At 55.1% G+C, this 21,940-nt stretch carries 21 protein-coding genes; 16 read left to right on the forward strand and 5 right to left on the reverse strand.

Annotation, left to right across the window (positions count from 1 at the left end; genetic code table 11):
- Nucleotides 1–39: 39 nt before the first annotated feature.
- Nucleotides 40–612 (reverse strand): elongation factor P-like protein YeiP, encoded by a 573-nt coding sequence (yeiP, locus tag CRO33_RS00715; protein ID WP_034824964.1) that lies wholly within the window; start codon nt 610–612, stop codon nt 40–42.
- A 149-nt stretch (nt 613–761) separates the two neighbouring features.
- On the opposite strand from yeiP, the gene CRO33_RS00720 reads away from it, so the two are divergent.
- The 4 genes from CRO33_RS00720 to fruA all read left to right on the forward strand — a co-directional run bounded on the left by CRO33_RS00720 (nt 762) and on the right by fruA (nt 5,069).
- Complete coding sequence (locus CRO33_RS00720; RefSeq protein ID WP_097116606.1) at nt 762–1,016, forward strand: YkgJ family cysteine cluster protein; 255 nt, start codon at nt 762–764, stop codon at nt 1,014–1,016.
- A 276-nt stretch (nt 1,017–1,292) separates the two neighbouring features.
- Complete coding sequence (fruB, locus tag CRO33_RS00730) at nt 1,293–2,423, forward strand: fused PTS fructose transporter subunit IIA/HPr protein (RefSeq protein WP_097116608.1); 1,131 nt, start codon at nt 1,293–1,295, stop codon at nt 2,421–2,423.
- Complete coding sequence (gene fruK, locus CRO33_RS00735; RefSeq protein ID WP_038645831.1) at nt 2,420–3,358, forward strand: 1-phosphofructokinase; 939 nt, start codon at nt 2,420–2,422, stop codon at nt 3,356–3,358. The genes fruB and fruK overlap by 4 nt, the downstream gene beginning before the upstream one ends.
- Before the next feature lie 16 nt (nt 3,359–3,374).
- The gene (fruA, locus tag CRO33_RS00740; RefSeq protein WP_097116609.1) at nt 3,375–5,069 is read left to right on the forward strand and encodes a PTS fructose transporter subunit IIBC; all 1,695 of its coding nucleotides are present in this window, start codon (nt 3,375–3,377) and stop codon (nt 5,067–5,069) included.
- Nucleotides 5,070–5,119: 50 nt separating this feature from the next.
- Here fruA and nfo read toward each other — a convergent pair whose 3' ends face one another.
- Nucleotides 5,120–5,965 carry a deoxyribonuclease IV gene (nfo, locus tag CRO33_RS00745; protein WP_038649994.1) on the reverse strand — a complete coding sequence of 282 codons (846 nt, stop codon included), beginning with the start codon at nt 5,963–5,965 and terminating at the stop codon, nt 5,120–5,122.
- A gap of 229 nt (nt 5,966–6,194) precedes the next feature.
- Between nfo and CRO33_RS00750 the strand changes: the two genes are divergently transcribed.
- The 6 genes from CRO33_RS00750 to CRO33_RS00775 all read left to right on the forward strand — a co-directional run bounded on the left by CRO33_RS00750 (nt 6,195) and on the right by CRO33_RS00775 (nt 11,531).
- Nucleotides 6,195–6,512: a hypothetical protein gene (locus CRO33_RS00750; RefSeq protein ID WP_058962262.1), complete on the forward strand. Its 318-nt coding sequence runs from the start codon at nt 6,195–6,197 to the stop codon at nt 6,510–6,512.
- Between the two features lie 120 nt (nt 6,513–6,632).
- Nucleotides 6,633–7,010 (forward strand): YkvA family protein, encoded by a 378-nt coding sequence (locus CRO33_RS00755; protein ID WP_034824950.1) that lies wholly within the window; start codon nt 6,633–6,635, stop codon nt 7,008–7,010.
- Nucleotides 7,011–7,019: 9 nt separating this feature from the next.
- Entirely contained in the window at nt 7,020–7,886 is an 867-nt protein-coding gene (yieE, locus tag CRO33_RS00760) for a DNA-binding transcriptional regulator YeiE (RefSeq protein WP_034824948.1), read from the forward strand.
- A 137-nt stretch (nt 7,887–8,023) separates the two neighbouring features.
- Entirely contained in the window at nt 8,024–9,490 is a 1,467-nt protein-coding gene (locus CRO33_RS00765) for an amino acid permease (RefSeq protein WP_097116610.1), read from the forward strand.
- 173 nt (nt 9,491–9,663) lie between these two features.
- The gene (locus tag CRO33_RS00770; RefSeq protein ID WP_034824944.1) at nt 9,664–10,743 is read left to right on the forward strand and encodes a FecCD family ABC transporter permease; all 1,080 of its coding nucleotides are present in this window, start codon (nt 9,664–9,666) and stop codon (nt 10,741–10,743) included.
- Entirely contained in the window at nt 10,743–11,531 is a 789-nt protein-coding gene (locus CRO33_RS00775; RefSeq protein ID WP_097116611.1) for an ABC transporter ATP-binding protein, read from the forward strand. Before CRO33_RS00770 ends, CRO33_RS00775 begins: the two co-directional genes overlap by 1 nt.
- A gap of 142 nt (nt 11,532–11,673) precedes the next feature.
- On the opposite strand, the gene fghA is transcribed toward CRO33_RS00775, so the two are convergent.
- The 3 genes from fghA to ptrR are packed head-to-tail and all read right to left on the reverse strand — an operon-like array spanning nt 11,674 to nt 14,611.
- Nucleotides 11,674–12,516 (reverse strand): S-formylglutathione hydrolase, encoded by an 843-nt coding sequence (fghA, locus tag CRO33_RS00780; protein ID WP_058962266.1) that lies wholly within the window; start codon nt 12,514–12,516, stop codon nt 11,674–11,676.
- 12 nt (nt 12,517–12,528) lie between these two features.
- Nucleotides 12,529–13,653, reverse strand: coding sequence for an S-(hydroxymethyl)glutathione dehydrogenase/class III alcohol dehydrogenase (locus tag CRO33_RS00785; protein ID WP_097116612.1), 1,125 nt, complete (start codon nt 13,651–13,653; stop codon nt 12,529–12,531).
- Between the two features lie 46 nt (nt 13,654–13,699).
- Complete coding sequence (ptrR, locus tag CRO33_RS00790; protein WP_038645851.1) at nt 13,700–14,611, reverse strand: putrescine utilization regulator PtrR; 912 nt, start codon at nt 14,609–14,611, stop codon at nt 13,700–13,702.
- Nucleotides 14,612–14,715: 104 nt separating this feature from the next.
- On the opposite strand from ptrR, the gene CRO33_RS00795 reads away from it, so the two are divergent.
- From CRO33_RS00795 to mglA, 6 genes are all read left to right on the forward strand, one after another.
- Entirely contained in the window at nt 14,716–15,846 is a 1,131-nt protein-coding gene (locus tag CRO33_RS00795) for a YbfB/YjiJ family MFS transporter (protein WP_097116613.1), read from the forward strand.
- 125 nt (nt 15,847–15,971) lie between these two features.
- Nucleotides 15,972–16,637, forward strand: coding sequence for a GTP cyclohydrolase I FolE (gene folE / locus CRO33_RS00800; RefSeq protein ID WP_034824925.1), 666 nt, complete (start codon nt 15,972–15,974; stop codon nt 16,635–16,637).
- A gap of 51 nt (nt 16,638–16,688) precedes the next feature.
- Entirely contained in the window at nt 16,689–17,849 is a 1,161-nt protein-coding gene (gene yeiB / locus CRO33_RS00805; protein WP_097116614.1) for a DUF418 domain-containing protein YeiB, read from the forward strand.
- A gap of 141 nt (nt 17,850–17,990) precedes the next feature.
- Nucleotides 17,991–19,031, forward strand: coding sequence for an HTH-type transcriptional regulator GalS (gene galS, locus CRO33_RS00810; protein WP_097116615.1), 1,041 nt, complete (start codon nt 17,991–17,993; stop codon nt 19,029–19,031).
- Between the two features lie 304 nt (nt 19,032–19,335).
- The gene (mglB, locus tag CRO33_RS00815) at nt 19,336–20,331 is read left to right on the forward strand and encodes a galactose/glucose ABC transporter substrate-binding protein MglB (protein WP_034824919.1); all 996 of its coding nucleotides are present in this window, start codon (nt 19,336–19,338) and stop codon (nt 20,329–20,331) included.
- 70 nt (nt 20,332–20,401) lie between these two features.
- Entirely contained in the window at nt 20,402–21,922 is a 1,521-nt protein-coding gene (gene mglA, locus CRO33_RS00820) for a galactose/methyl galactoside ABC transporter ATP-binding protein MglA (RefSeq protein WP_034824907.1), read from the forward strand.
- Nucleotides 21,923–21,940: the final 18 nt, after the last annotated feature.

Consider the following 21,940-nt stretch of genomic DNA (forward strand, 5'->3'; position numbering starts at 1 on the left):
TACTATAACAACCTTCAGCGGCCGGATAAAATCGTGCGGTTAGTCCGCGCGACTCATATAGCGGCGTTCAGCCACGTGAATACGGATGCGATCGCCATTGCTCAGGTATTCCGGTACCTGGATCGACAAGCCGGTGCTCATGCCCGCGGGTTTGGTGCGTGCGCTGGCGGAAGCGCCTTTAATGCCTGGTGAAGTATCGACAATTTCCATGTCCACGGTCTGTGGCAGTTCCAGCGCCAGCACCTGACCCTCCATCGTTAACACCTGGATGCCAGGAATGCCGCCTTCAGGGATGAACAGCAGTTCTTCTTCAATCTGATCTTTCTTGAAGCTATAGGGCGTGTAATCTTCATCATCCATAAACACGTACTCGTCACCGTCTATATAAGAGAAGGTCACGGCGCGACGGCTAAGCTGAATGGCATCGATAATATCGTCACCCTTGAAGCGCTCTTCCACTTTCAGGCCAGTGCGCACGTCGGTAAAACGCATCTTATAGAGGGTGGCAGCACCGCGTGCGCTTGGGCTCTGGACATCAATGTCCTTTACCAGCAACAGTTTGCCGTTCCAGGTAACAGCCATTCCTTTTTTGATTTCATTTGCCTTTGGCATGGGGATAACTCGCTGTGAAAAGGTTAATGCGCGCCACGTTACTCGCGCCGTGAAAAACAGGCAAGGGAGGCAGTGTAAAATTGTTGCCCGCGCATGGCATTCCCGTCATCAGCCTGCTATTGTCGCGACGAAATCCTCAGGAGCGCATGATGTATTGTCGTGACCAGTGCGGTGCCTGTTGCACAGCCCCCTCAATCTCTTCCCCGATTCCCGGCATGCCCCAGGGCAAACCGGCCAATACCCGCTGCGTTCAGCTGGATGACAATCAGCGCTGCAAAATTTTTGGTTCTCCGCTGCGTCCCGCAGTCTGTGCGGGTTTACAGCCCAGCGCAGAGATGTGCGGTAGCAGTCGCGAAGCCGCGATGACCTTCCTGTTACAACTCGAAGCAGATACCGCGCCTTAAATTGCTGACGCGGTGCTGAAGAATTTGCCTTATGTGACCCATGCGTTACAGCAATGACGTCAGCCGTACAGGCCTGAAAAATCTTAAATCCGATCTGAAGTGTGCGGAACATCAAAAATCTGCTACGCCGATCGCGCATTTTCTTGCCTGCTTTCTCATGCTGTACCATATTCCCTGAAACGTTTCAGCGTTGTCCTTTCGGTAACCCCCGAGAAGTACAGCGTAATTTTTCGCCATTAAGCTGAAACGATTCAATTTCAGCAAGCGAGGAGAAATATGTTCCAGCTCGACGTTCAGGCCATCCATACCGGTGCCAGTGCACAAAATAAAGAAGAGGCTATCCGTCAGGTTGCCGCTGCGTTAACTGCAGCCGGTAATGTGTCGGAAGGCTACGTTAACGGCATGCTGGCGCGCGAACAGCAGACCACCACCTTCCTGGGTAATGGTATTGCCATTCCGCATGGCACCACCGATACGCGCGATATGGTGCTGAAGACCGGCGTACAGGTTTATCAGTTCCCGCAGGGCGTGGAGTGGGGTGACGGGCAAACGGCTTATGTCGCCATCGGTATCGCGGCAAAATCAGATGAACATCTTGCGCTGCTGCGCCAGCTGACTCACGTATTGAGCGATGACAGTATCGCAGAGCAGTTGAAAACCGCCTCAGCCGAAGATCTCCGTGCCATCCTGATGGGTGAAAAGCAGGCGGCTGAGTTCAAATTCGATACCTCGCTGATTGCGGTTGACGTTGCAGCCAGCGATCTCATCACCTTGCAGGCGCTGAACGCTGGACGTTTACAGGCAGCAGGAGCTGTTGAAGCGGCGTTTGTGGCGGATGCGGTATCGCATACCCCACTGAGCCTCGGTCAGGGCATCTGGCTGAGCGACAGCGCCAATGGCAACCTTGGTAGCGCCATTGCAGTCAGCCGTACCGCCACGCCATTCGTGCATCAGGGCGAAAATGTGGCGCTGTTGTTGACCGTGGCAGCTACCGACGATCGTCCGCTGGAAGTGCTGGGTTATCTGAGCAATCTGCTGCTGAGCAACAAAGCTGAACGTTTGCTGAAAGCCGACGCGGCAGGCATCCTCGCGCTGCTGACCAGTGAAGTGGACGAAAGCGCGGATCAACTGGTGGCTGAATTTACTATCCGCAACGAGCACGGACTGCACGCACGTCCGGGTACTGCGCTGGTTACGGTCATTAAACAGTTCAACAGTGACATCACCGTCACCAACCTTGACGGCAGCGGCAAACCGGCCAACGGACGCAGCCTGATGAAAGTTGTCGCGCTGGGCGTGAAAAAAGGCCATCGCCTGCGCTTTACCGCCAGCGGTGAAGATGCACAGCAGGCGCTGAATGCCATCGAAGAGGCCATCAATTCTGGACTGGGCGAGGGGGTCGCATGAGCCGCCGCGTTGCCACAATCACATTGAATCCCGCTTACGATCTGGTGGGCTATACGCCAGAAATCGAACGTGGCGAAGTTAACCTGGTGAAAACCACCGGTCTGCACGCGGCGGGTAAAGGCATCAACGTTGCCAAAGTGCTGAAAGACCTGGGTATCGACGTCACCGTCGGTGGATTCCTCGGCAAAGAGAATCAGGATGGTTTCCAGCAGCTGTTCAGCGAGCTGGGTATCGCCAACCGTTTCCAGGTGGTGCAGGGCCGTACCCGCATCAACGTTAAGCTGACGGAAAAAGACGGTGAAGTCACCGATCTGAATTTCTCTGGCTTTAACGTCACCGCGCAGGACTGGGATCGCTTCACTGCCGATTCCCTGACCTGGCTGGGACAATTCGACATGGTGTGCGTCAGCGGCAGCTTGCCCGCGGGCGTGGCGCCCGAAGCGTTCACCAAATGGATGAGCGATCTGCGCACCCTGTGTCCGTGCATTATTTTCGACAGCAGTCGTGAAGCGCTGGTGGCGGGGCTGAAAGCCGCGCCGTGGCTGGTGAAACCGAACCGTCGTGAACTGGAAATCTGGGCCGACCGCAAACTGCCAACCTTGCAGGATGTGATCGAAGCCGCGCATGAACTGCGTGAGCAGGGCATTGCCCATGTGGTGATTTCCCTTGGTGCGGAAGGCGCACTGTGGGTCAACGCCTCTGGCGAATGGATCGCCAAACCACCAGCCTGTGAAGTGGTCAGCACCGTAGGCGCGGGAGATTCAATGGTCGGCGGCCTGATTTACGGGCTGCTGATGCGTGAATCCAGCGAGCATACCTTGCGTCTGGCTACCGCAGTGGCTGCGATGGCGGTGAGCCAGAGCAACGTTGGTGTGACCGATCGTACCCAGTTGGCCGCGATGATGGCGCGCGTCGACTTACAACCCGTTAACTAACAGCAGGAGAGCGATAATGAAAACGCTGCTGATAAAAGATTCTTCACTGGGACTGGCATCAGGACATCTGGCTTTAGAACGTCTGCGCGCAACCGCAGCACAGGCTGGCCTGACGCTGACTGACAACGCGGCCGATGCTGAACTGGTATTGGTTGCTGGCCATGCTGTGCCGAACGATGCACAACTGGCAGGCAAATCCGTGGCGCTGGTCGATGTGCAGCAGGCGCTGCGCGATCCGCTGGCGGCCATTAATCAGGCTCAAGCCAGTGCCAAAGTCTGGCAGGCTGCCGCGGCGGTTACTGCTCCAGCTGCCGCTCAGAGCACCGGTCAGAAACGCATTGTCGCGGTTACCGCTTGCCCAACCGGCGTAGCGCACACCTTTATGGCGGCTGAGGCGATTCAGGCAGAAGCGACCAAGCGTGGCTGGTGGGTGAAAGTGGAAACCCGCGGTTCCGTGGGTGCAGGCAATGCCATCACCCCTGAAGAGGTGGCGGCGGCCGATCTGGTGATCGTGGCAGCAGATATCGATGTGGACCTGGCGAAGTTTGCTGGCAAGCCGATGTATCGCACCTCAACCAGCCTGGCGCTGAAGAAAACCGCGCAGGAACTGGATAAAGCGCAGGTTGAAGCCAAAACCTATCAACCGAGCGGCAACGCGTCAGCCAGCACGCAAAGCGACAGCAAAGAGAAAGCCGGTGCTTATCGTCACCTGCTGACCGGCGTGTCCTACATGCTGCCGATGGTGGTAGCGGGTGGTTTGAGCATCGCGCTCTCCTTTGCCTTTGGTATCACCGCATTTAAAGAGCCGGGCACCTTAGCGGCTGCGCTGATGCAGATTGGTGGCGGCAGTGCCTTCGCGCTGATGGTACCGGTGCTGGCAGGCTTTATTGCTTTCTCGATTGCTGACCGTCCGGGTCTGACCCCAGGTCTGATTGGCGGTATGATCGCCACCAGCATTAACGCCGGTTTCCTTGGCGGTATCATCGCCGGTTTCATTGCCGGTTACGCCGCGAAGATGCTGAGCAGCAAAGTTAAACTGCCGCAAAGTATGGAAGCGTTAAAACCGATCCTGATCATTCCGCTGGTAGCGAGTTTAATTACCGGCCTGCTGATGATTTACGTGGTGGGTAAACCTGTTGCGGGCATCATGAGCGGTCTGACGCACTGGCTGGCGAACATGGGCACCGCCAACGCGGTTCTGCTGGGCGCGATCCTCGGTGGCATGATGTGTACCGACATGGGTGGTCCGGTGAACAAAGTGGCGTACGCCTTCGGTGTCGGCCTGTTGAGTTCGCAAACCTATGCGCCGATGGCCGCGATCATGGCCGCCGGTATGGTGCCACCGTTAGCGATGGGCCTGGCAACAATTGTTGCACGTCGTAAGTTCAACAAAGGTCAGCAGGAAGGGGGCAAAGCGGCACTGGTGCTCGGCTTGTGCTTCATCTCTGAAGGTGCAATTCCGTTTGCGGCGCGTGACCCTATGCGTGTGCTGCCTTGCTGCATCGTCGGCGGTGCAATCACTGGCGCGGTATCCATGTTGGTTGGCGCGAAACTGATGGCACCTCACGGTGGTCTGTTTGTACTGCTGATCCCGGGTGCAATCACCCCGGTGCTGGGTTACCTGATGTCGATTGTGATTGGTACCGCAGTGGCTGGCCTCGGTTACGCGATTCTGAAACGTCCGGAAGAAGAGCTGGCGAAAGCCGCGTAATTTTCACGGGTTAAAAAAAGGGAGCTGCGGCTCCCTTTTTGCTGTCTGTTTTAAGCCTGTTGTTCCGACTTCAGCCACGCAATCTCATCTTTCCAGATATCCGGATTGATGGTTTCCAGAATCATTGGGATGCCATCAAAGCGCTTATCCTTCATCAGCCAGCTAAACACCGTCTTGCCAATGTTGCCTTCACCTAAGCTGTGGTGGCGATCCACACGGCTGCCGAGCGTGCTTTTGGCGTCATTCAGGTGCATGCCGCGCAGGAACTGGAAACCAACGATGCGTTCGAATTCGGCAAAGGTCTCCACGCAGGCTTCTTCTGTCCGCAGATCGTAGCCGCCAGCAAATGCATGGCAGGTATCGATACACACACCGACGCGTGATTTATCTTCGACGTGCTCGATAATGGTGGCGAGGTGTTCGAAACGGAAACCGAGATTGCTACCCTGACCCGCGGTGTTCTCAATTACTGCCACCACGTTGTGGGTCTGATCCAGCGCGATATTGATCGATTCGGCGATGCGCTTCAGGCAGGCCTCTTCTTCAATCTGCTTCAGGTGACTGCCAGGGTGGAAATTCAGCAACGTTAGCCCCAACTGCTCGGCGCGCTGCATCTCATCCAGAAACGCCTCTCGGGATTTCTCCAGCGCATCCATCACCGGATGGCCAAGGTTAATCAGGTAGCTGTCATGCGGCAAAATCTGCGCGGAAGTGAAGTTGTATTTCTCACAGGCGGTTTTGAAGGCATCAATCACTTCACCTGAAAGCGGGGCGGCTTTCCACTGGCGCTGATTTTTGGTGAACAGCGCAAAGGCTGTGGCTTCGAGTTCGTGGGCACGGATAACTGCCTGGTCTACGCCGCCTGATGCACTGACGTGTGCGCCGATATATTTCATGCCGCTCTCCTGGTTGGCGATTGCTGCTGCAAAGGGCACATCATAGCGGATGCGCTACCGCCATGAAATGTTGCATCGCTCGTGGGGAGAAAAACGGCACGGGTAAACACTTATCCAAATTATCAACACACCTACCAAAGTTAGCAGGTGCGCTTTTTTTCTGGTTAACTATAGTTTAACAAATTAGAAACTTTTAACTATAACCATGAAAACAGCTTATAGAAGTACTTTGGATACCGCTTTACAGCATGAAAAATTTAACGTAATCCATAAATTAACTTTAGGTAAAACCAATGCAGTGACCCTTTTTTATAATGGTCATGGCGCTGTCGGCTTCACGCTCGCCGTGCCCGATAGCGACAACTCGCTGGTCCATTTTTATCGTTATGGAGTCAATAACAGCGATCCGAAAAAGTTGTACCGCTCTGAATGCCTCTATTCCCGCCGGGAAAACTTTGGCTATCAGGACTGGTTGATTCGCACCATTACCGATGAGTTCACGGCCTGTGACACAGAACTGGAAGAACTGATCGGTATGAAAGCCTGACACACACTCCGCCGACAATCTCCTGGCGGCTGCTAGCCTGCGCATATACCCGACTGGTTTAAAAGTTAAATTGGTAATATATTGTCCATTGACCAGTATAACTAATAAGGAAGAGTCGGGATGTTGAAGCGCTTGCGCCGCTGGGCACGCTTAATTAAACGCGATGTGCTCACGCTGTGGTTTGCCTGCCGCGATCCGCGTACCCCCTGGTGGTTTAAGCTGCTGGCATTTGGCATTGTCGCCTATGCACTCAGCCCCATCGATCTCATTCCTGATTTCATTCCCATTATCGGCTTACTCGACGATGCCATCATCGTCCCGCTGGGTGTGATCATCCTGCTGCGTTTGCTTCCGCGTGAAATTCGCATCAGCAGTGCAGAACGGGCTGATGTCCAGCGGGCACGCGGCAAAAAGATTGTCAGCTGGGCTGGATTCTTCCTGACGGTGATCGTCTGGTTAGCGGTGGTGGCTTATCTTGTGAAGCGTTACGCAATGTGAGGAGGGCGCATGCATATCACGCTGCGTCAGATTGAAGTCTTTACCGAAGTGTTGAAAAGCGGTTCAACCACGCAGGCCTCGCAGGTGTTGGCCCTGTCGCAATCAGCGGTGAGTGCGGCGCTGGCCGATCTGGAAAACCAACTCGGGGTACAACTGTTCGATCGCGTCGGCAAACGACTGGCCCTGAACGAGCATGGTCGTTTGCTCTATCCACGCGCGGTCGGATTGCTGGAACAGGCCGGCGAGATCGAACAGCTGTTTAAAGAGGATAATGGCGCCATTCGTCTGTTTGCCAGTAGCACCATCGGCAACTATCTGCTGCCAGGGATGATCGCCGCCTATCGTCGTGACTTCCCCACGCTGCCGCTCGAACTGAGCGTCGGCAACAGCCAGGATGCGATTAACGCAGTGGCGGATTTCCGTGTGGATATCGGCCTGATTGAAGGGCCGTGTCACGAGCCGGATATCGTTAGCGAAGCATGGCTGGAAGATGAACTGGTGGTGTTTGCCGCGCCTGATGCTGAGATCCTGCAACAGCCGATCACGCTGGCATCACTGGCGGCCGCCCCCTGGATCCTGCGTGAGCGCGGTTCGGGCACGCGTGAAATTGTTGATTACCTGCTGTTGTCTCACCTGCCGCAGTTTCAACTCGGCATGGAGCTGGGCAATTCTGAAGCAATCAAACATGCGGTGCGTCACGGCATGGGCATCAGCTGTTTATCGCGCCGGGTGATCAGCGATCTGCTGGAGGCGGGCACGCTGGTGGAAGTGGCTGTACCCTTACCACGCCTGACGCGCACGCTGTATCGCATTCATCATCGGCAGAAGCATTTGTCGAAAGCGCTAAGTCGATTTCTCTCCTATTGCCGTGAGTAATCGCGGCTGTCATAACGTAAACGGCTAATAATTTCGCGCCGATTATGAAGGTAACTAATAACCCGACGTGAATGCTATACAGCCTGGGGTTAGCTGCTACAATCGCGCCTTATTTTTATCCAGCATAGCGTTTACACATGCATAATGACTCAAAAACAACACAACAACCTGGGCTGCGCCGTGAATTAAAAGCGCGCCATCTCACCATGATCGCCATCGGCGGTTCCATCGGTACCGGCCTGTTTGTCGCCTCGGGTGCCACCATTTCTCAGGCAGGTCCCGGTGGCGCATTACTCTCTTACGCGCTGATTGGCCTGATGGTTTACTTCCTGATGACCAGCCTCGGCGAACTGGCGGCGTTTATGCCGGTTTCTGGCTCCTTCGCCACCTACGGCTCTAAATACGTTGAAGAAGGCTTCGGCTTCGCGCTCGGCTGGAACTACTGGTACAACTGGGCGGTCACCATCGCCGTTGATCTCGTCGCCTCGCAACTGGTGATGAACTACTGGTTCCCGGATACGCCGGGCTGGATCTGGAGCGCGCTGTTCCTTGGTCTGATGTTCCTGCTTAACTACATTTCCGTCAAAGGCTTCGGCGAAGCGGAATACTGGTTCTCGCTGATCAAAGTTGCCACCGTCATCATCTTTATCGTGGTGGGTGTGCTGATGATCGTCGGCATTATGCGCGGTGCAGAAAACGCCGGCTGGCATAACTGGACCGTGGGCGACGCACCTTTTGCCGGCGGTTTTGCCGCGATGATTGGCGTGGCGATGATTGTCGGCTTCTCGTTCCAGGGTACAGAGTTGATCGGCATCGCAGCCGGTGAATCACAGGATCCCGGGAAAAATATTCCACGCGCCGTGCGTCAGGTGTTCTGGCGTATTCTGCTGTTCTATATCTTTGCGATTCTGATCATCAGCCTGATTCTGCCGTACACCGATCCGAAACTGCTGCATAACGATGTCACCGATATCGCCATCAGCCCGTTCACGCTGGTGTTCCAGAATGCCGGATTACTGTCGGCAGCGGCAGTGATGAACGCGGTGATCCTGACGGCGGTGCTGTCAGCGGGTAACTCAGGCATGTACGCTTCAACGCGCATGCTGTTCAACCTGGCGCAGGAAGGCAAAGCCCCACGTATTTTTGCCAAACTGTCGAAAGGCGGTGTGCCGCGTAATGCCCTGATTGCCACCACCGTGGTAGCGGGTTTGTGCTTCCTGAGCTCGAAGTTCGGCAACCAGGAAGTCTATCTGTGGTTGCTGAATACCTCAGGCATGACCGGCTTTATCGCCTGGCTGGGTATTGCGATTAGCCACTATCGCTTCCGTCGCGGCTACGTGGCGCAAGGGCATGATTTAGCGGCTCTGCCATACCGTTCCGGCTTCTTTCCGCTCGGTCCGATTTTCGCCTTCGTGCTGTGCCTGATTATTACACTGGGTCAGAACTACCAGGCGTTTCTGGCGGATCGTATTGACTGGTATGGCGTGGCGGCGACCTACATCGGCATTCCGCTGTTCCTGCTGATTTGGCTCGGTTACAAGCTGGCACGTGGCTCGCGCTTCGTGAAGTACAGCGAAATGGAATTCCCGACGTTTAAAGAGTAATGCGTTAAACGTGGGTGACATAACGCCGCTACCTTTGACTAGCGGCGTTTTTTTTGGCAAAGATGAACCGTGTTACAACGTTTTGGGCTTTGTCATACAGATATAATTGATAATTATTATCACCTGCACTATTGTGGCTGCCGTTATGATTTCGATAAGAAACAGGTAGAACAATGCAGACCACGGATTCCGCGCTGCTGGCGGAAAATAACCGCGAAGCCGATACCATGACGCGTTATCGTCAGGTGTTACGTCAGCGCCTGATGCTGATTGGCGTACTGGTGCTGGCAATACTGGCGTCAGTGATTCTTGATTTCACGCTTGGCCCGGCTGGGCTCTCCCTCGACACCCTGTGGCAAACGCTCACCCATCCTGATGCGGTGGATGCGGGCACGCGCGTGATCGTCTGGGATATCCGCTTACCTTATGCGTTGATGGCTGTCGTCGTCGGCTTTTCGCTGGGTCTGGCGGGAGCTGAGATGCAAACTATCCTTAATAACCCGTTGGCGAGTCCGTTTACGCTCGGCGTCTCTTCAGCGGCCGCTTTCGGCGCGGCGCTGGCAATTATTCTCGGCATCGGTATTCCCGGTGTGCCAGACCAGTGGTTTATCTCGGCGAACGCCTTTGTGTTTGCGCTGTTTGCCGCACTGATGCTGGATGGCGTGACGCGCTGGACCAAAGTGTCCACTTCAGGCGTGGTGCTGTTCGGCATCGCGCTGGTGTTCACCTTCAACGCGCTGGTCTCGATGATGCAGTTTATCGCCAGTGAAGATACCTTGCAGGGCCTGGTGTTCTGGACCATGGGCAGCCTGGCGCGTGCTTCGTGGGAAAAACTCGGTGTGCTCACGGCGGCTTTCGCCATCCTGATCCCGTTCTCGATGCTAAGCAGCTGGAAACTGACCGCGCTGCGCCTGGGTGAAGATCGTGCGGTGAGTTTCGGCATTGATGTGCGCCGTTTGCGTCTGGCGACGCTACTGCGCATCAGTATTCTCTCCGCGCTGGCGGTGGCTTTTGTCGGGCCGATTGGCTTTATTGGTCTGGTGGCACCGCACATCGCTCGCATGATGTTTGGTGAAGATCACCGCTACTATCTGCCGGCCAGTGCGTTGGTCGGTGCACTGGTGCTGTCACTGGCCTCGGTAGCGTCGAAGAACCTGATTCCAGGCGTGATCATTCCAGTGGGTATCGTCACTTCACTGGTTGGCGTGCCATTCTTCCTGAGTATTATTCTGCGTCATCGGGGGACGGTGTAATGGAACAGGGATTAGGTCTCAGCCATTTCTACGCCGGTTATCCGAAGCGTAAAGTCATTGAAGATCTCAACGTGCCGATGCTGCCACGCGGCAAAATCACCGTACTACTTGGACCTAACGGCTGCGGTAAGTCTACCTTGCTGCGCGCACTGGCGGGCCTGAGCAAAGGGCAGGGCGAACTGTGGTTGAATGGCGAAGAGCTGATGTCACAGCCGTTTGCCCGTCGTGCCCAGCGTGTGGTGTATCTGCCGCAAAGTTTGCCGGCAGGCGTGCATCTGCATGTGCTGGAGTCAATCATCGTGGCGCAACGTGCGTCCGGTGGCTTACACAGCGCATCAAGTGAAGCCGAGATTATGCATCTGCTGGAACAGCTGGGCATTGCCCACTTAGCGATGCGTTATCTGGACCAGTTATCGGGTGGGCAGAAACAGCTGGTGGGTCTGGCGCAATCGCTGATTCGCCGTCCGGAACTGCTGCTGCTGGATGAACCGCTGAGTGCGCTCGATCTCAATTACCAGTTCCACGTAATGGATTTAGTACGTCGCGAAACCCGCCTGCGCAATATCGTCACGCTAGTGGTGGTGCATGATATCAACATTGCACTGCGTCATGCCGATCATGCGTTGATGCTGAAAGAGGGCACCTTGCTGGCTGACGGCGAGCCGTCACAGGTGATCACGCCGGACACATTGGCGCAGGTGTATGGTGTGCGCGGGCGTATTGAACACTGCTCGCAGGGCATGCCGCAGGTGATGATCGATGGGCTGGTGGCGGAATCGCTGGCTTAAACCTCGCAAAAGACGCTTAAGCTCAACATCAAGAGAAGCTGAGGATGAATGTTGGTGCGGCTTTTAGCCAATCACAGTCAGCCATAGCCAAAAAAGGGCGCACCTGGTGCGCCCTTACTGTCTCCACATCAACTGACGTGAACTACACCAACAGATGCTTCGCGTGGAACCGTAGATGGTCCTCGACAAAGCTGGCGATAAAGAAGTAGCTGTGGTCATAGCCCGGCTGCACGCGCAGCTCCAGCGGAAAACCTTGCTCACGCGCTACCGCTTCGAGGCGATCCGGACGCAGCTGATCGGCGAGGAACTGATCGCTATCACCCTGATCGATCAGAATCGGTAAGCGCTGTTCCACTTCACGCATCAGCAGGCAACTGTCCCACTCGCGCCAGGTCTGGCGATCTTCACCCAGATAGGCGGTGAAGGCTTTTTGTCCCCACGGCACTTCGGTTGGATTGACGATTGGAGCGAACGCAGATGCCGAAGCAAAACGTCCACCCTGACGCAACGCCAATACCAGCGCGCCATGGCCGCCCATCGAATGACCCATTACCGACTGACGATCGCTCACTTTGAAGTTGTCCGCCACCAGGGCCGGCAACTCCTCACTGAGATAATCGAACATACGATAGTGCGCCGCCCAGGGCTGCTGCGTGGCGTTGAGGTAAAAACCTGCGCCCTGACCGAGATCGTAACCGCTGTCGTTGGCCACTTCGTCACCGCGCGGGCTGGTGTCCGGCATAATCAGCACCAGGCCCAGCTCAGCGGCAACACGCTGCGCACCGGCTTTGGTGGTGAAGTTCTCGTCCGTACAGGTCAGTCCGGCGAGAAACCATACCACCGGCGGCGGTGTGTCATCCTGCGGTGGCGGCAGGAAAATGCTGAAGGTCATCGGGCAGTTCAGCACCGCCGACTGATGACGCCAGCGCTGCTGCCAGCCGCCGAAGATACGATGTTCTTCCAGCAGTTCCAGAGTGGATGCCATAACGCCTCCTTTTTACTTGTTAAAATGCACAACCGAACGAATGGATTTCCCTTCGTGCATCAGATCAAAGGCTTCGTTAATCTCTTCCAGTGGCATGGTGTGCGTGATGAAATCGTTCAGCGCGAACTTACCGTCCAGATAATCCTGCACGATGCCCGGCAGCTGGGTACGGCCTTTCACGCCACCAAACGCCGAACCGCGCCATACACGACCGGTCACTAACTGGAACGGACGCGTGGAAATTTCTTCACCTGCACCGGCTACGCCGATAATCACTGACTCGCCCCAGCCCTTGTGGCAGCACTCCAGCGCGGAACGCATCACGTTCACGTTACCGATGCACTCAAAGGAGAAGTCTACACCGCCGTCGGTCAGCTCAACGATCACATCCTGAATTGGCTTATCGTAATCTTTCGGGTTGATCAGATCGGTCGCACCCAGTTTGCGCGCCAGGTCGAATTTGCTGGTGTTCAGGTCGATACCGATGATGCGACCGGCTTTCGCCATTTTCGCACCGATGATCGCCGACAAACCAATGCCGCCGAGGCCGAAGATCGCCACCGTATCGCCTTCTTGGACTTTGGCGGTATTCATCACGGCGCCCATGCCGGTGGTCACGCCGCAGCCCAGCAGGCACACTTCTTCCAGTGGCGCTTCTTTGCTGATCACCGCCAGTGAAATTTCCGGCACCACGGTGTACTCAGAGAACGTTGAAGTCCCCATGTAGTGGAAAATTGGCTTGCCGTCTTTAAAGAAGCGGGTGGTGCCATCTGGCATCAGGCCTTTACCCTGGGTGGAGCGAATCGCCTGACACAGGTTAGTTTTGCCTGACAGACAGAACTTACATTTACCGCACTCTGGGGTATAAAGCGGGATTACGTGGTCGCCGACCGCCACGCTGGTGACGCCTTCGCCCACCGCTTCCACCACGCCGCCGCCTTCGTGACCGAGGATCGCCGGGAACACGCCTTCCGGATCTTTACCGGACAGGGTGTAAGCATCGGTGTGGCACACCCCGGTGGCGACGATGCGCACTAACACTTCACCTTTCTGCGGTGGCATTAGATCCACTTCTTCAATTTTCAGCGGTTCGCCCGCTGCCCAGGCAACGGCAGCGCGGGTTTTAATCATGTTCATGCAATCCCTCTTCTTCAGATGTCGTGATTTACTTAAAATTAAAAACTCACTCAGCGGTTTGCAGCGGATGCAGCAACTCATCGTTAAGTGGGCGGTCGTCAAACATTTCAATAATCAAATACTTCAGCGCTTCCACGTTGGGTGTGAAGGCATCGCGGCGCCACATCAGCCAGGTGGCGGTATCGCGATAAGCGGGTGGCAATGCATGCTCCTGCACGCGCGCGCGGCCGGGCATCTGCGTCAGGACCGACGCCGGAATCATTGCCACGCCCGCACCGCCTGCCACACACGCCACCATCGCGTGGTAAGACTGAATCTCCATCACGCTTTTCGGTGAGGTCTGGCTTTCGCGATACCAGGATTCCAGTTTGGTGCGATACGAACAGCTGTTACCAAAGGCAAACAGCGTGTCATGCTGCGTGTCGCGGGCGCTGGTAATCGGGTCGTGATCGAGACTGGTGATCAGCACCATCTCCTCGCGAAAGGCGATGCAGCCGTTGAGATCATCATGGGTGGCTGGGCCATCCACCAGCGCGGCCGCCAGCGTACCGGCGCGCACTTTATCGATGATATCGCCCGAGGTGCCCGTCACCAGCGATAGCGCCACATTGGGAAATCGTTGATGATAAGCCGCCAGCAGACCAGGAAGACGGGTCGCGGCGGTGCTCTCCATCGAACCAAAGGCAAAGTTCCCGCCCGGTTCTCCGGCACGGGCCATATTCAGCGCCTCATCGCTCAGGCTGAGGATGCGCTGCGCATAATTGAGGAAATTGTGGCCCATCGGCGACAATCGAATACGCTGCTTCTCACGGATAAACAGATCCACGCCAATCTCTTCTTCCAACTGACGCAGACGAGTGGTGAGATTGGAGGGCACGCGATGCAATAGCTCCGCGGCGCGCGCCAGCGAACCGGTTTCGGCCACAGAACAGAACATGCGGAGTTGTACTAAATCCATATTCTCTTTCCGTAAACAACTTGGTTAATATTATTCACTTTTCGTGAGTGTAATCGTCATGCATGCTAATAACAAGTGCTAAAAGAATCTGAACGGGAGTGGGAATGGCGTTTCGTGTCGCGCTGAGCGCGTTTTTAAGTTTAGTGGTTGCGATGGGGATTGGGCGATTTGCTTTCACCCCGCAGGTGCCATTGATGATTCAGGACCATCAGTTAACGCTGACCAGCGCCAGTCTGGTGGCGGCGCTCAACTATCTTGGTTATCTGTGTGGCTCCTTTGATGCCATGCGCGCGCATAAGCGTGTCGAATGGCGGCTGCAGGCTGGCGTGTGGGGCGCGGTGATTCTGACGCTGCTGTCTGCCTGCGTCAGCGGGCCGTGGCTGCACGGTTTGATCCGCTTTGTGATTGGCGGTGCCAGCGGTTGGGCCATGGTGCTAATCGCTGCTTGGAGTAATGAGCAACTGCTGCATCATGGACGGCCAGGCTTGTCGGCGGCGGTGTTTGCCGGACCCGGCACCGGGATTTTCATCAGCGGAATGCTGGCGGTGGCGCTGCATGCCAGCGGGGCCAGCGCGGCACTGGGCTGGGCGGCTTATGGTTTGCTGGCGCTGCTGTTCATCGCCGCCATTGCGCGTTTTTTACCGCGCACGGGACAGTTACATCGTCCCGATCAGGCGCCTGCGCCGCTGGTGCTCAACGGTAACCTGAAACGCCTGGTACTGAGCTACAGTCTCGCCGGTTTTGGTTATATTCTGCCCGCAACCTTCTTATCGCAGATGACCGCCGCGCGTTTCCCGGACAGTGCGCTGGCGCAGTTTGTCTGGCCGGTGTTTGGCTGCGCAGCGGTGATCGGCATTGTGCTCGGCATTTTGACGCGGCGCTGGGGCAGCAGCCATCTGCGGCTGGCAGTGGTGCTCTGGGCGCAGGCTTTGGGCGTGATCTCCGCCATTGTCCTGCCAGGGCTGGATGGGCTGTTGATTAGCGCGCTGTTAGTTGGCGGCGGATTCTTATGTGTGGTGCAGCTGACACTGCAATACGGTCGCGAGCTGGCGCCGCATCACGCGCGCTATCTGGCCGGTCTGCTGACCACCGGCTACGCAGTCGGTCAGTTGGGCGGGCCGTTGCTGTCATGGATCTCCAGTTTGCTGTGGCACCGCCTCGATCCTGCCTTGTGGGTAGCGGGTGGTGCACTGATTCTGGCGGGCTTACTGGTGTTACGCCGTTCGGCACCATGAAAAGCTTTCATCTCCGATTGGATTGATTGCTGGATTACGCGCGCGTTGTGTTTCACAATACGCGCTCAGAATTTCCCCCGCAGGCGACGATCTGCGGGCGCATCACCTGCCGGAGAAAGAGTACGATGAGCACCTTAAGTCAGGAAGCCGCCCTGGTTCACGAAGCGCTGCTGGCGCGTGGCCTGGAAACGCCGTTACGCGCCCCGGTGCGCGAGATGGATGACGAAACCCGCAAGCGTGAAATCGCCGGTCATATGACCCAAATCATGCAGCTGCTGAATCTGGATCTGGAAGATGACAGCCTGATGGAGACGCCACATCGCATCGCCAAGATGTACGTGGACGAGATCTTCTCAGGCCTCGATTACGCCAACTTCCCGAAAATCACCGTCATCGAAAACAAGATGAAGGTGGATGAGATGGTCACCGTGCGTGATATCACCCTGACCAGCACCTGTGAGCACCACTTCGTGATTATCGACGGTAAAGCCACCGTCGCTTATATCCCGAAAGAGAAGGTGATTGGTCTGTCGAAGATCAACCGCATCGTGCAGTTCTTTGCCCAGCGTCCACAGGTGCAAGAGCGCTTAACCCAGCAAGTGCTGGTGGCGCTGCAAACTTTGCTTGGCACCAACAACGTGGCGGTGTCGATTGATGCGGTGCACTACTGCGTGAAAGCGCGTGGCGTGAAAGATGCCACCAGCGCCACCACCACCACATCACTGGGTGGCCTGTTCAAGTCCAGCCAGAATACGCGCCAGGAGTTCTTACGCGCGGTGCGTCACAGCTAATCCTTTGGGCGGCTTATTGCCGCCCGTTTTCTCTCTCCGTCAGGTCACTCGATGCAACGCTATCTTGCGCTGGATTTCATTCGTGGTTGCGCCATTCTCGGCATTCTGCTGCTCAATATCGTGGGTTTTGGCTTGCCATCGGCTGCCTATCTCAATCCGGCGTGGCAGGGCACTATCTCGCTTTCCGATGCCTGGACCTGGGCGATCATGGATGGCCTGGCGCAACTGAAATTCCTCACGCTGTTTGCGCTGTTGTTCGGTGGTGGCCTGTGTCTGCAGATCCCGCGTGGCAGTCGCTGGATGTCGGCGCGCCTGACGTTGCTGGTGCTGCTGGGTTTTATTCACAGCATCTTCTTCTGGGAAGGGGATATCCTGCTGGATTACGGTCTGACCGGGCTGATTATCTGGCGGATGCTGCGTGAAGTGCCTTCGGACAAAGCTCTGCTGCAAACTGGCGTGTTGCTTTACCTGATCGGTTGCGGCGTACTGCTGGTATTTTGGGGCATTTCCAGCCCGGAACCGGGCCGTTCGTGGCTGCCGGGTGCTGCCGATATCGAGTATGAAAGCTACTGGAAACTGGTCGGCGGCTGGGAAGCGATTCAGAACCGCCTCGACCATCTTTCATCCGGCTTGATGGCGCTGGCCGCGCAGTACGGCTGGCAGCTGGCGGGATTGATGCTGATTGGCGCGGCGTTGATGCGCAGCGGCTGGCTGAAAGGCGAGTTCAGCGTGCAGCACTATCGTCGCTCGGCCGCGCTGCTGCTGACGATCGGCTGGCTGATAGCCATTCCCGGCATTGTGGCGCAATGGTTACTGGACTGGGAGTTTCGCTGGAGCGGCTTCTTACTGCAGGTGCCGCGCGATCTCGCCAGCCCGTTTATCAGTCTCGGCTATGCGGCGCTCTGTTTTGGCTTCTGGCCGCAAATCGGTGCCACACGTTTCAGTTATGCGCTGCAATGCGTTGGCCGCATGGCACTCAGCAACTACCTGTTACAGACGCTGATCTGCACCACGCTGTTCTATCGCTTCAATCTGTTCCTCAAGTTTGATCGCCTGCATCTGCTGGCACTGGTCCCGGCTATCTGGTTGGTTAACATCCTGTTTTCTGTACTCTGGCTGCGCTTTTTCCCGCAGGGCCCAATGGAGTGGATCTGGCGCAAACTGACACGTCTCGCCGCCGGCAAAACGGAACCTTCCTCCCGCATCAGATAATGATGTTCATCACAAAGGTTGCAGATTTGTATGTAACCGTTTTCATCTGTGTGACGTGATTCACGCAGCTGAATAAAATGCCCTGACAAAATAGCGCCGTTACGCGCTTGTCGCGCATTTTCTCCTCTGTGGAACAGCTGCATGATAACGATTCGAGATGTCGCCCGTCAGGCCGGTGTATCAGTAGCCACCGTGTCGCGTGTGCTCAATAACAGCAGTGCAGTCACCCCTGATACCCGTGAAGCCGTACTCCAGGCGGCGGAATCACTGGGTTATCGCCCGAACGCCAACGCGCAGGCACTGGCCACCCAGGTCAGTGACACTATTGGCGTGGTGGTGATGGACGTATCCGATCCCTTCTTTGGCGCGTTAGTAAAAGCGGTAGATACCGTGGCGCAGCGCGTGCACAAACACGTGTTAATCAGCAATTCATGGCATCAGGAAGAGAAAGAACGTCATGCGATTGAAGTGCTGATCCGTCAACGATGTAACGCTTTAGTGGTCCACGCGAAAACGCTTTCAGACGCTGAACTAACTCAGTTTATGGATCAGGTTCCCGGTATGGTGCTGATTAACCGGACTATTCCCGGGTACGAACATCGTTGCGTTTGCCTGGATAATGTAACGGGATCTCTGATGGCAACGCGCATGTTGTTACAACAGGGACATCAACGCATTGGTTATCTCAGCTCCAGCCACCCGATTGAAGATGTGACGCAACGGCGTGAAGGCTGGCTGCAGGCCTTGTCAGAGCAGGGGATTCGCCCCCAGGAGTCCTGGATTGCCCATGGCGAACCGGACATGCAGGGTGGGGAAGCGGCGATGGTGGAGTTACTGGGCCGTAACCTGCATCTAACCGGCATCTTCTCCTACTGCGACGGTATGGCCGCTGGGGCGCTGACCGCATTGAAAGATAATGGCATTCAGGTGCCACAGCACTTCTCCGTCATCGGCTTTGATGATATTCCCATCTCACGTTACACCGATCCGCAACTCACGACTGTGCGATATCCTATTGTTTCTATGGCTAAATTGGCCACGGAGTTGGCCTTAAAAGGCGCAGCGGGCGAACTCGATCCCGACGCCACACACTGCTTTATGCCGACCCTGGTACGCCGCCATTCCGTTGCTCAGCGGCAAATTGTGGAGTCGGTCACTAATTCGGGCGATAGCGCTGTGTAACCGTTTCCAATCTGTGATTACATTCACAGTTAATTAACATGGCGCTCACTATGATGGCAGCGTCTTACCGGACTGAAACATCATGTAACGCCGGGTTCTCCTTCTCCGGTCAGGTTTCAGTAGCCGATTGAAATAGTTCACAACACTCTTCAGGAAGCGTTTACGTACAGGGAAGTCAGGATAGCGATGGTGGCCCGGCTTTGCGTTACGCGTCCGCCCCATAAATGAGTTTGAACCGACTGCGCTGGTTGCCCGCAGGCAGCACAGCGCGATGATATGCCCTACATAAAAAACCGGAGATACCATGAATAAGAAGGTTTTCACGCTCACAGCACTGGTTGCCAGCATGATGTTTGGTGCAACTGCGCACGCCGCCGATACCCGCATTGGCGTGACAATTTATAAATACGACGACAACTTTATGTCTATGGTTCGCAAGGACATCGACAGCGAAGCCAAAAAACTGGGCGGCATCCAACTGCTGATGAATGACTCGCAGAACAGCCAGTCCACCCAGAACGACCAGATTGACGTACTGATGGCCAAAGGCGTGAAAGCGCTGGCAATCAACCTGGTTGACCCTGCTGCTGCGGCAGTGGTGATCGACAAAGCGAAAGCGAATGATGTGCCAGTGGTGTTCTTCAACAAAGAGCCGAATGCCAAAGTGCTGGCCAGCTACCCGAAAGCCTACTACGTGGGTACCGACTCTAAAGAGTCAGGCATCATCCAGGCCAAACTGATTGAGAAGCACTGGAAAGCCACCCCAGCCTGGGATCTGAACAAAGATGGTCAGATTCAGTTTGCTCTGCTGAAAGGTGAGCCGGGCCACCCGGATGCTGAAGCACGTACCAAATACGTGATCGAAACCCTGAACACCGATGGTTTCAAAACTCAGCAGCTGGCGATGGATACCGCGATGTGGGACACCGCACAGGCAAAAGACAAAGTTGACGCCTGGCTGTCTGGCCCGAACGGCAACAAAATTGAAGTGATCATCGCGAACAATGATGCGATGGCAATGGGCGCAGTAGAAGCCCTGAAAGCGCACAACAAAACCAGCATTCCTGTGTTTGGTGTGGATGCGCTGCCAGAAGCGCTGGCACTGGTGAAATCCGGTGCGATGGCCGGTACCGTGCTGAACGATGCGGAAAACCAGGCGAAAGCCACCATTGATATCGCGAAGAACCTGGCCGATGGCAAAGAGCCAACCGCCGGTACTAACTTCAAGATGGAAAACAAAATCGTACGTGTTCCTTACGTACCAGTCGATAAAGAAAACCTGTCTCAGTTTGTGAAGTAATACGTACCGGGCGCGGCAGCACGCCGCGCCTTATTGCATCTGACCCACGTTTTATTTAGCCAGGTAAATTATGGCCAGTGAGAATCCGACCGCACAGCGTGAATATCTGCTGGAGATGACGAATGTCTCGAAATCATTTCCAGGGGTGAAAGCCTTAGATAATGTGAATTTGAAAGTGCGGCCGCACTCCGTCCATGCCTTAATGGGCGAAAACGGCGCCGGAAAATCCACATTATTAAAATGCCTGTTTGGTATTTATAAAAAGGATACGGGGAGCATCCTGTTTCAGGGTGAAGAAATTGATTATAAAAGTTCCAAAGAAGCGCTGGAGAATGGCGTTTCAATGGTGCATCAGGAATTAAACCTGGTTTTACAACGCAACGTGATGGATAACATGTGGCTTGGCCGCTATCCACGTAAAGGCGTGTTTGTTGATCAGGATAAAATGTATCGCGATACCAAAGCGATCTTTGACGAATTAGATATTGATATCGATCCACGCGATAAAGTGGCTAATCTGTCTGTTTCGCAAATGCAGATGATTGAAATTGCCAAGGCATTTTCCTATGACGCGAAAATCGTCATCATGGATGAGCCAACATCGTCGCTGACCGAAAAAGAAGTGAATCACTTGTTCACTATTATCCGTAAGCTGAAAGATCGTGGCTGCGGTATTGTGTATATCTCACACAAGATGGAAGAGATTTTCCAACTGTGTGATGAGATTACGATTTTGCGTGATGGACAGTGGATTGCCACCCAGCCGCTGGAAGGGCTGGATATGGACAAGATCATCGCCATGATGGTCGGTCGTTCACTGAACCAGCGTTTCCCGGATAAGACCAACGTGCCGGGCGAAACTATTCTTGAGGTGCGTCATTTAACCTCGCTGCGTCAGCCGTCGATTCGCGATATTTCCTTCGACCTGCGCAAAGGTGAGATTTTAGGCATCGCCGGATTGGTGGGCGCTAAACGTACTGACATCGTTGAGACTTTATTTGGTATTCGCGAGAAGTCAGGCGGTACCATTAAGCTGCACGGTAAAGCGATTAATAACCACAGTGCCAATGAAGCGATTAACCACGGCTTTGCGCTGGTAACGGAAGAGCGTCGTTCAACCGGGATTTATGCTTATCTGGATATTGGTTTTAACTCGCTTATTTCCAATATTAAAAAATACAAATCCAGCATGGGCTTGCTTGATAATAAGCGCATGAAGAGTGATACCCAGTGGGTGATTGATTCAATGCGCGTGAAAACGCCAGGTCATCATACGCAAATTGGTTCGCTTTCCGGTGGTAACCAGCAGAAGGTTATTATTGGTCGCTGGTTATTAACCCAGCCGGAAATTCTGATGCTGGATGAACCGACGCGCGGTATTGACGTTGGTGCTAAGTTCGAAATTTATCAGTTAATTTCTGAGTTGGCGAAGAAAGAGAAGGGCATCATTATTATCTCTTCTGAAATGCCAGAATTGCTGGGAATTACCGATCGTATTTTAGTGATGAGTAATGGCCTGGTAGCGGGCATTGTCGAGACCAAAACGACCTCGCAGAATGAAATCCTGCGTTTAGCGTCATTACACCTTTAATGAAGCAAGGGCTTTAAC

The organism is Pantoea sp. GL120224-02 (assembly GCF_900215395.1).
GTDB lineage: Bacteria > Pseudomonadota > Gammaproteobacteria > Enterobacterales > Enterobacteriaceae > Pantoea > Pantoea communis.

What these genes read in the sequence shown, in the direction of transcription:
- CRO33_RS00765 (WP_097116610.1), top strand. Translation starts at nt 8,024, where the DNA reads ATGCATAATGACTCAAAAACAACACAACAACCTGGGCTGCGCCGTGAA.
- yieE (WP_034824948.1), top strand. Translation starts at nt 7,020, where the DNA reads ATGCATATCACGCTGCGTCAGATTGAAGTCTTTACCGAAGTGTTGAAA.
- yeiB (WP_097116614.1), top strand. Translation starts at nt 16,689, where the DNA reads ATGCAACGCTATCTTGCGCTGGATTTCATTCGTGGTTGCGCCATTCTC.
- CRO33_RS00770 (WP_034824944.1), top strand. Translation starts at nt 9,664, where the DNA reads ATGCAGACCACGGATTCCGCGCTGCTGGCGGAAAATAACCGCGAAGCC.
- CRO33_RS00785 (WP_097116612.1), bottom strand. Translation starts at nt 13,653, where the DNA reads ATGAACATGATTAAAACCCGCGCTGCCGTTGCCTGGGCAGCGGGCGAA.
- folE (WP_034824925.1), top strand. Translation starts at nt 15,972, where the DNA reads ATGAGCACCTTAAGTCAGGAAGCCGCCCTGGTTCACGAAGCGCTGCTG.
- galS (WP_097116615.1), top strand. Translation starts at nt 17,991, where the DNA reads ATGATAACGATTCGAGATGTCGCCCGTCAGGCCGGTGTATCAGTAGCC.
- CRO33_RS00775 (WP_097116611.1), top strand. Translation starts at nt 10,743, where the DNA reads ATGGAACAGGGATTAGGTCTCAGCCATTTCTACGCCGGTTATCCGAAG.
- CRO33_RS00795 (WP_097116613.1), top strand. Translation starts at nt 14,716, where the DNA reads ATGGCGTTTCGTGTCGCGCTGAGCGCGTTTTTAAGTTTAGTGGTTGCG.
- fruK (WP_038645831.1), top strand. Translation starts at nt 2,420, where the DNA reads ATGAGCCGCCGCGTTGCCACAATCACATTGAATCCCGCTTACGATCTG.
- fruA (WP_097116609.1), top strand. Translation starts at nt 3,375, where the DNA reads ATGAAAACGCTGCTGATAAAAGATTCTTCACTGGGACTGGCATCAGGA.
- mglB (WP_034824919.1), top strand. Translation starts at nt 19,336, where the DNA reads ATGAATAAGAAGGTTTTCACGCTCACAGCACTGGTTGCCAGCATGATG.
- CRO33_RS00720 (WP_097116606.1), top strand. Translation starts at nt 762, where the DNA reads ATGTATTGTCGTGACCAGTGCGGTGCCTGTTGCACAGCCCCCTCAATC.
- ptrR (WP_038645851.1), bottom strand. Translation starts at nt 14,611, where the DNA reads ATGGATTTAGTACAACTCCGCATGTTCTGTTCTGTGGCCGAAACCGGT.
- fruB (WP_097116608.1), top strand. Translation starts at nt 1,293, where the DNA reads ATGTTCCAGCTCGACGTTCAGGCCATCCATACCGGTGCCAGTGCACAA.
- yeiP (WP_034824964.1), bottom strand. Translation starts at nt 612, where the DNA reads ATGCCAAAGGCAAATGAAATCAAAAAAGGAATGGCTGTTACCTGGAAC.
- mglA (WP_034824907.1), top strand. Translation starts at nt 20,402, where the DNA reads ATGGCCAGTGAGAATCCGACCGCACAGCGTGAATATCTGCTGGAGATG.
- nfo (WP_038649994.1), bottom strand. Translation starts at nt 5,965, where the DNA reads ATGAAATATATCGGCGCACACGTCAGTGCATCAGGCGGCGTAGACCAG.
- CRO33_RS00755 (WP_034824950.1), top strand. Translation starts at nt 6,633, where the DNA reads ATGTTGAAGCGCTTGCGCCGCTGGGCACGCTTAATTAAACGCGATGTG.
- fghA (WP_058962266.1), bottom strand. Translation starts at nt 12,516, where the DNA reads ATGGCATCCACTCTGGAACTGCTGGAAGAACATCGTATCTTCGGCGGC.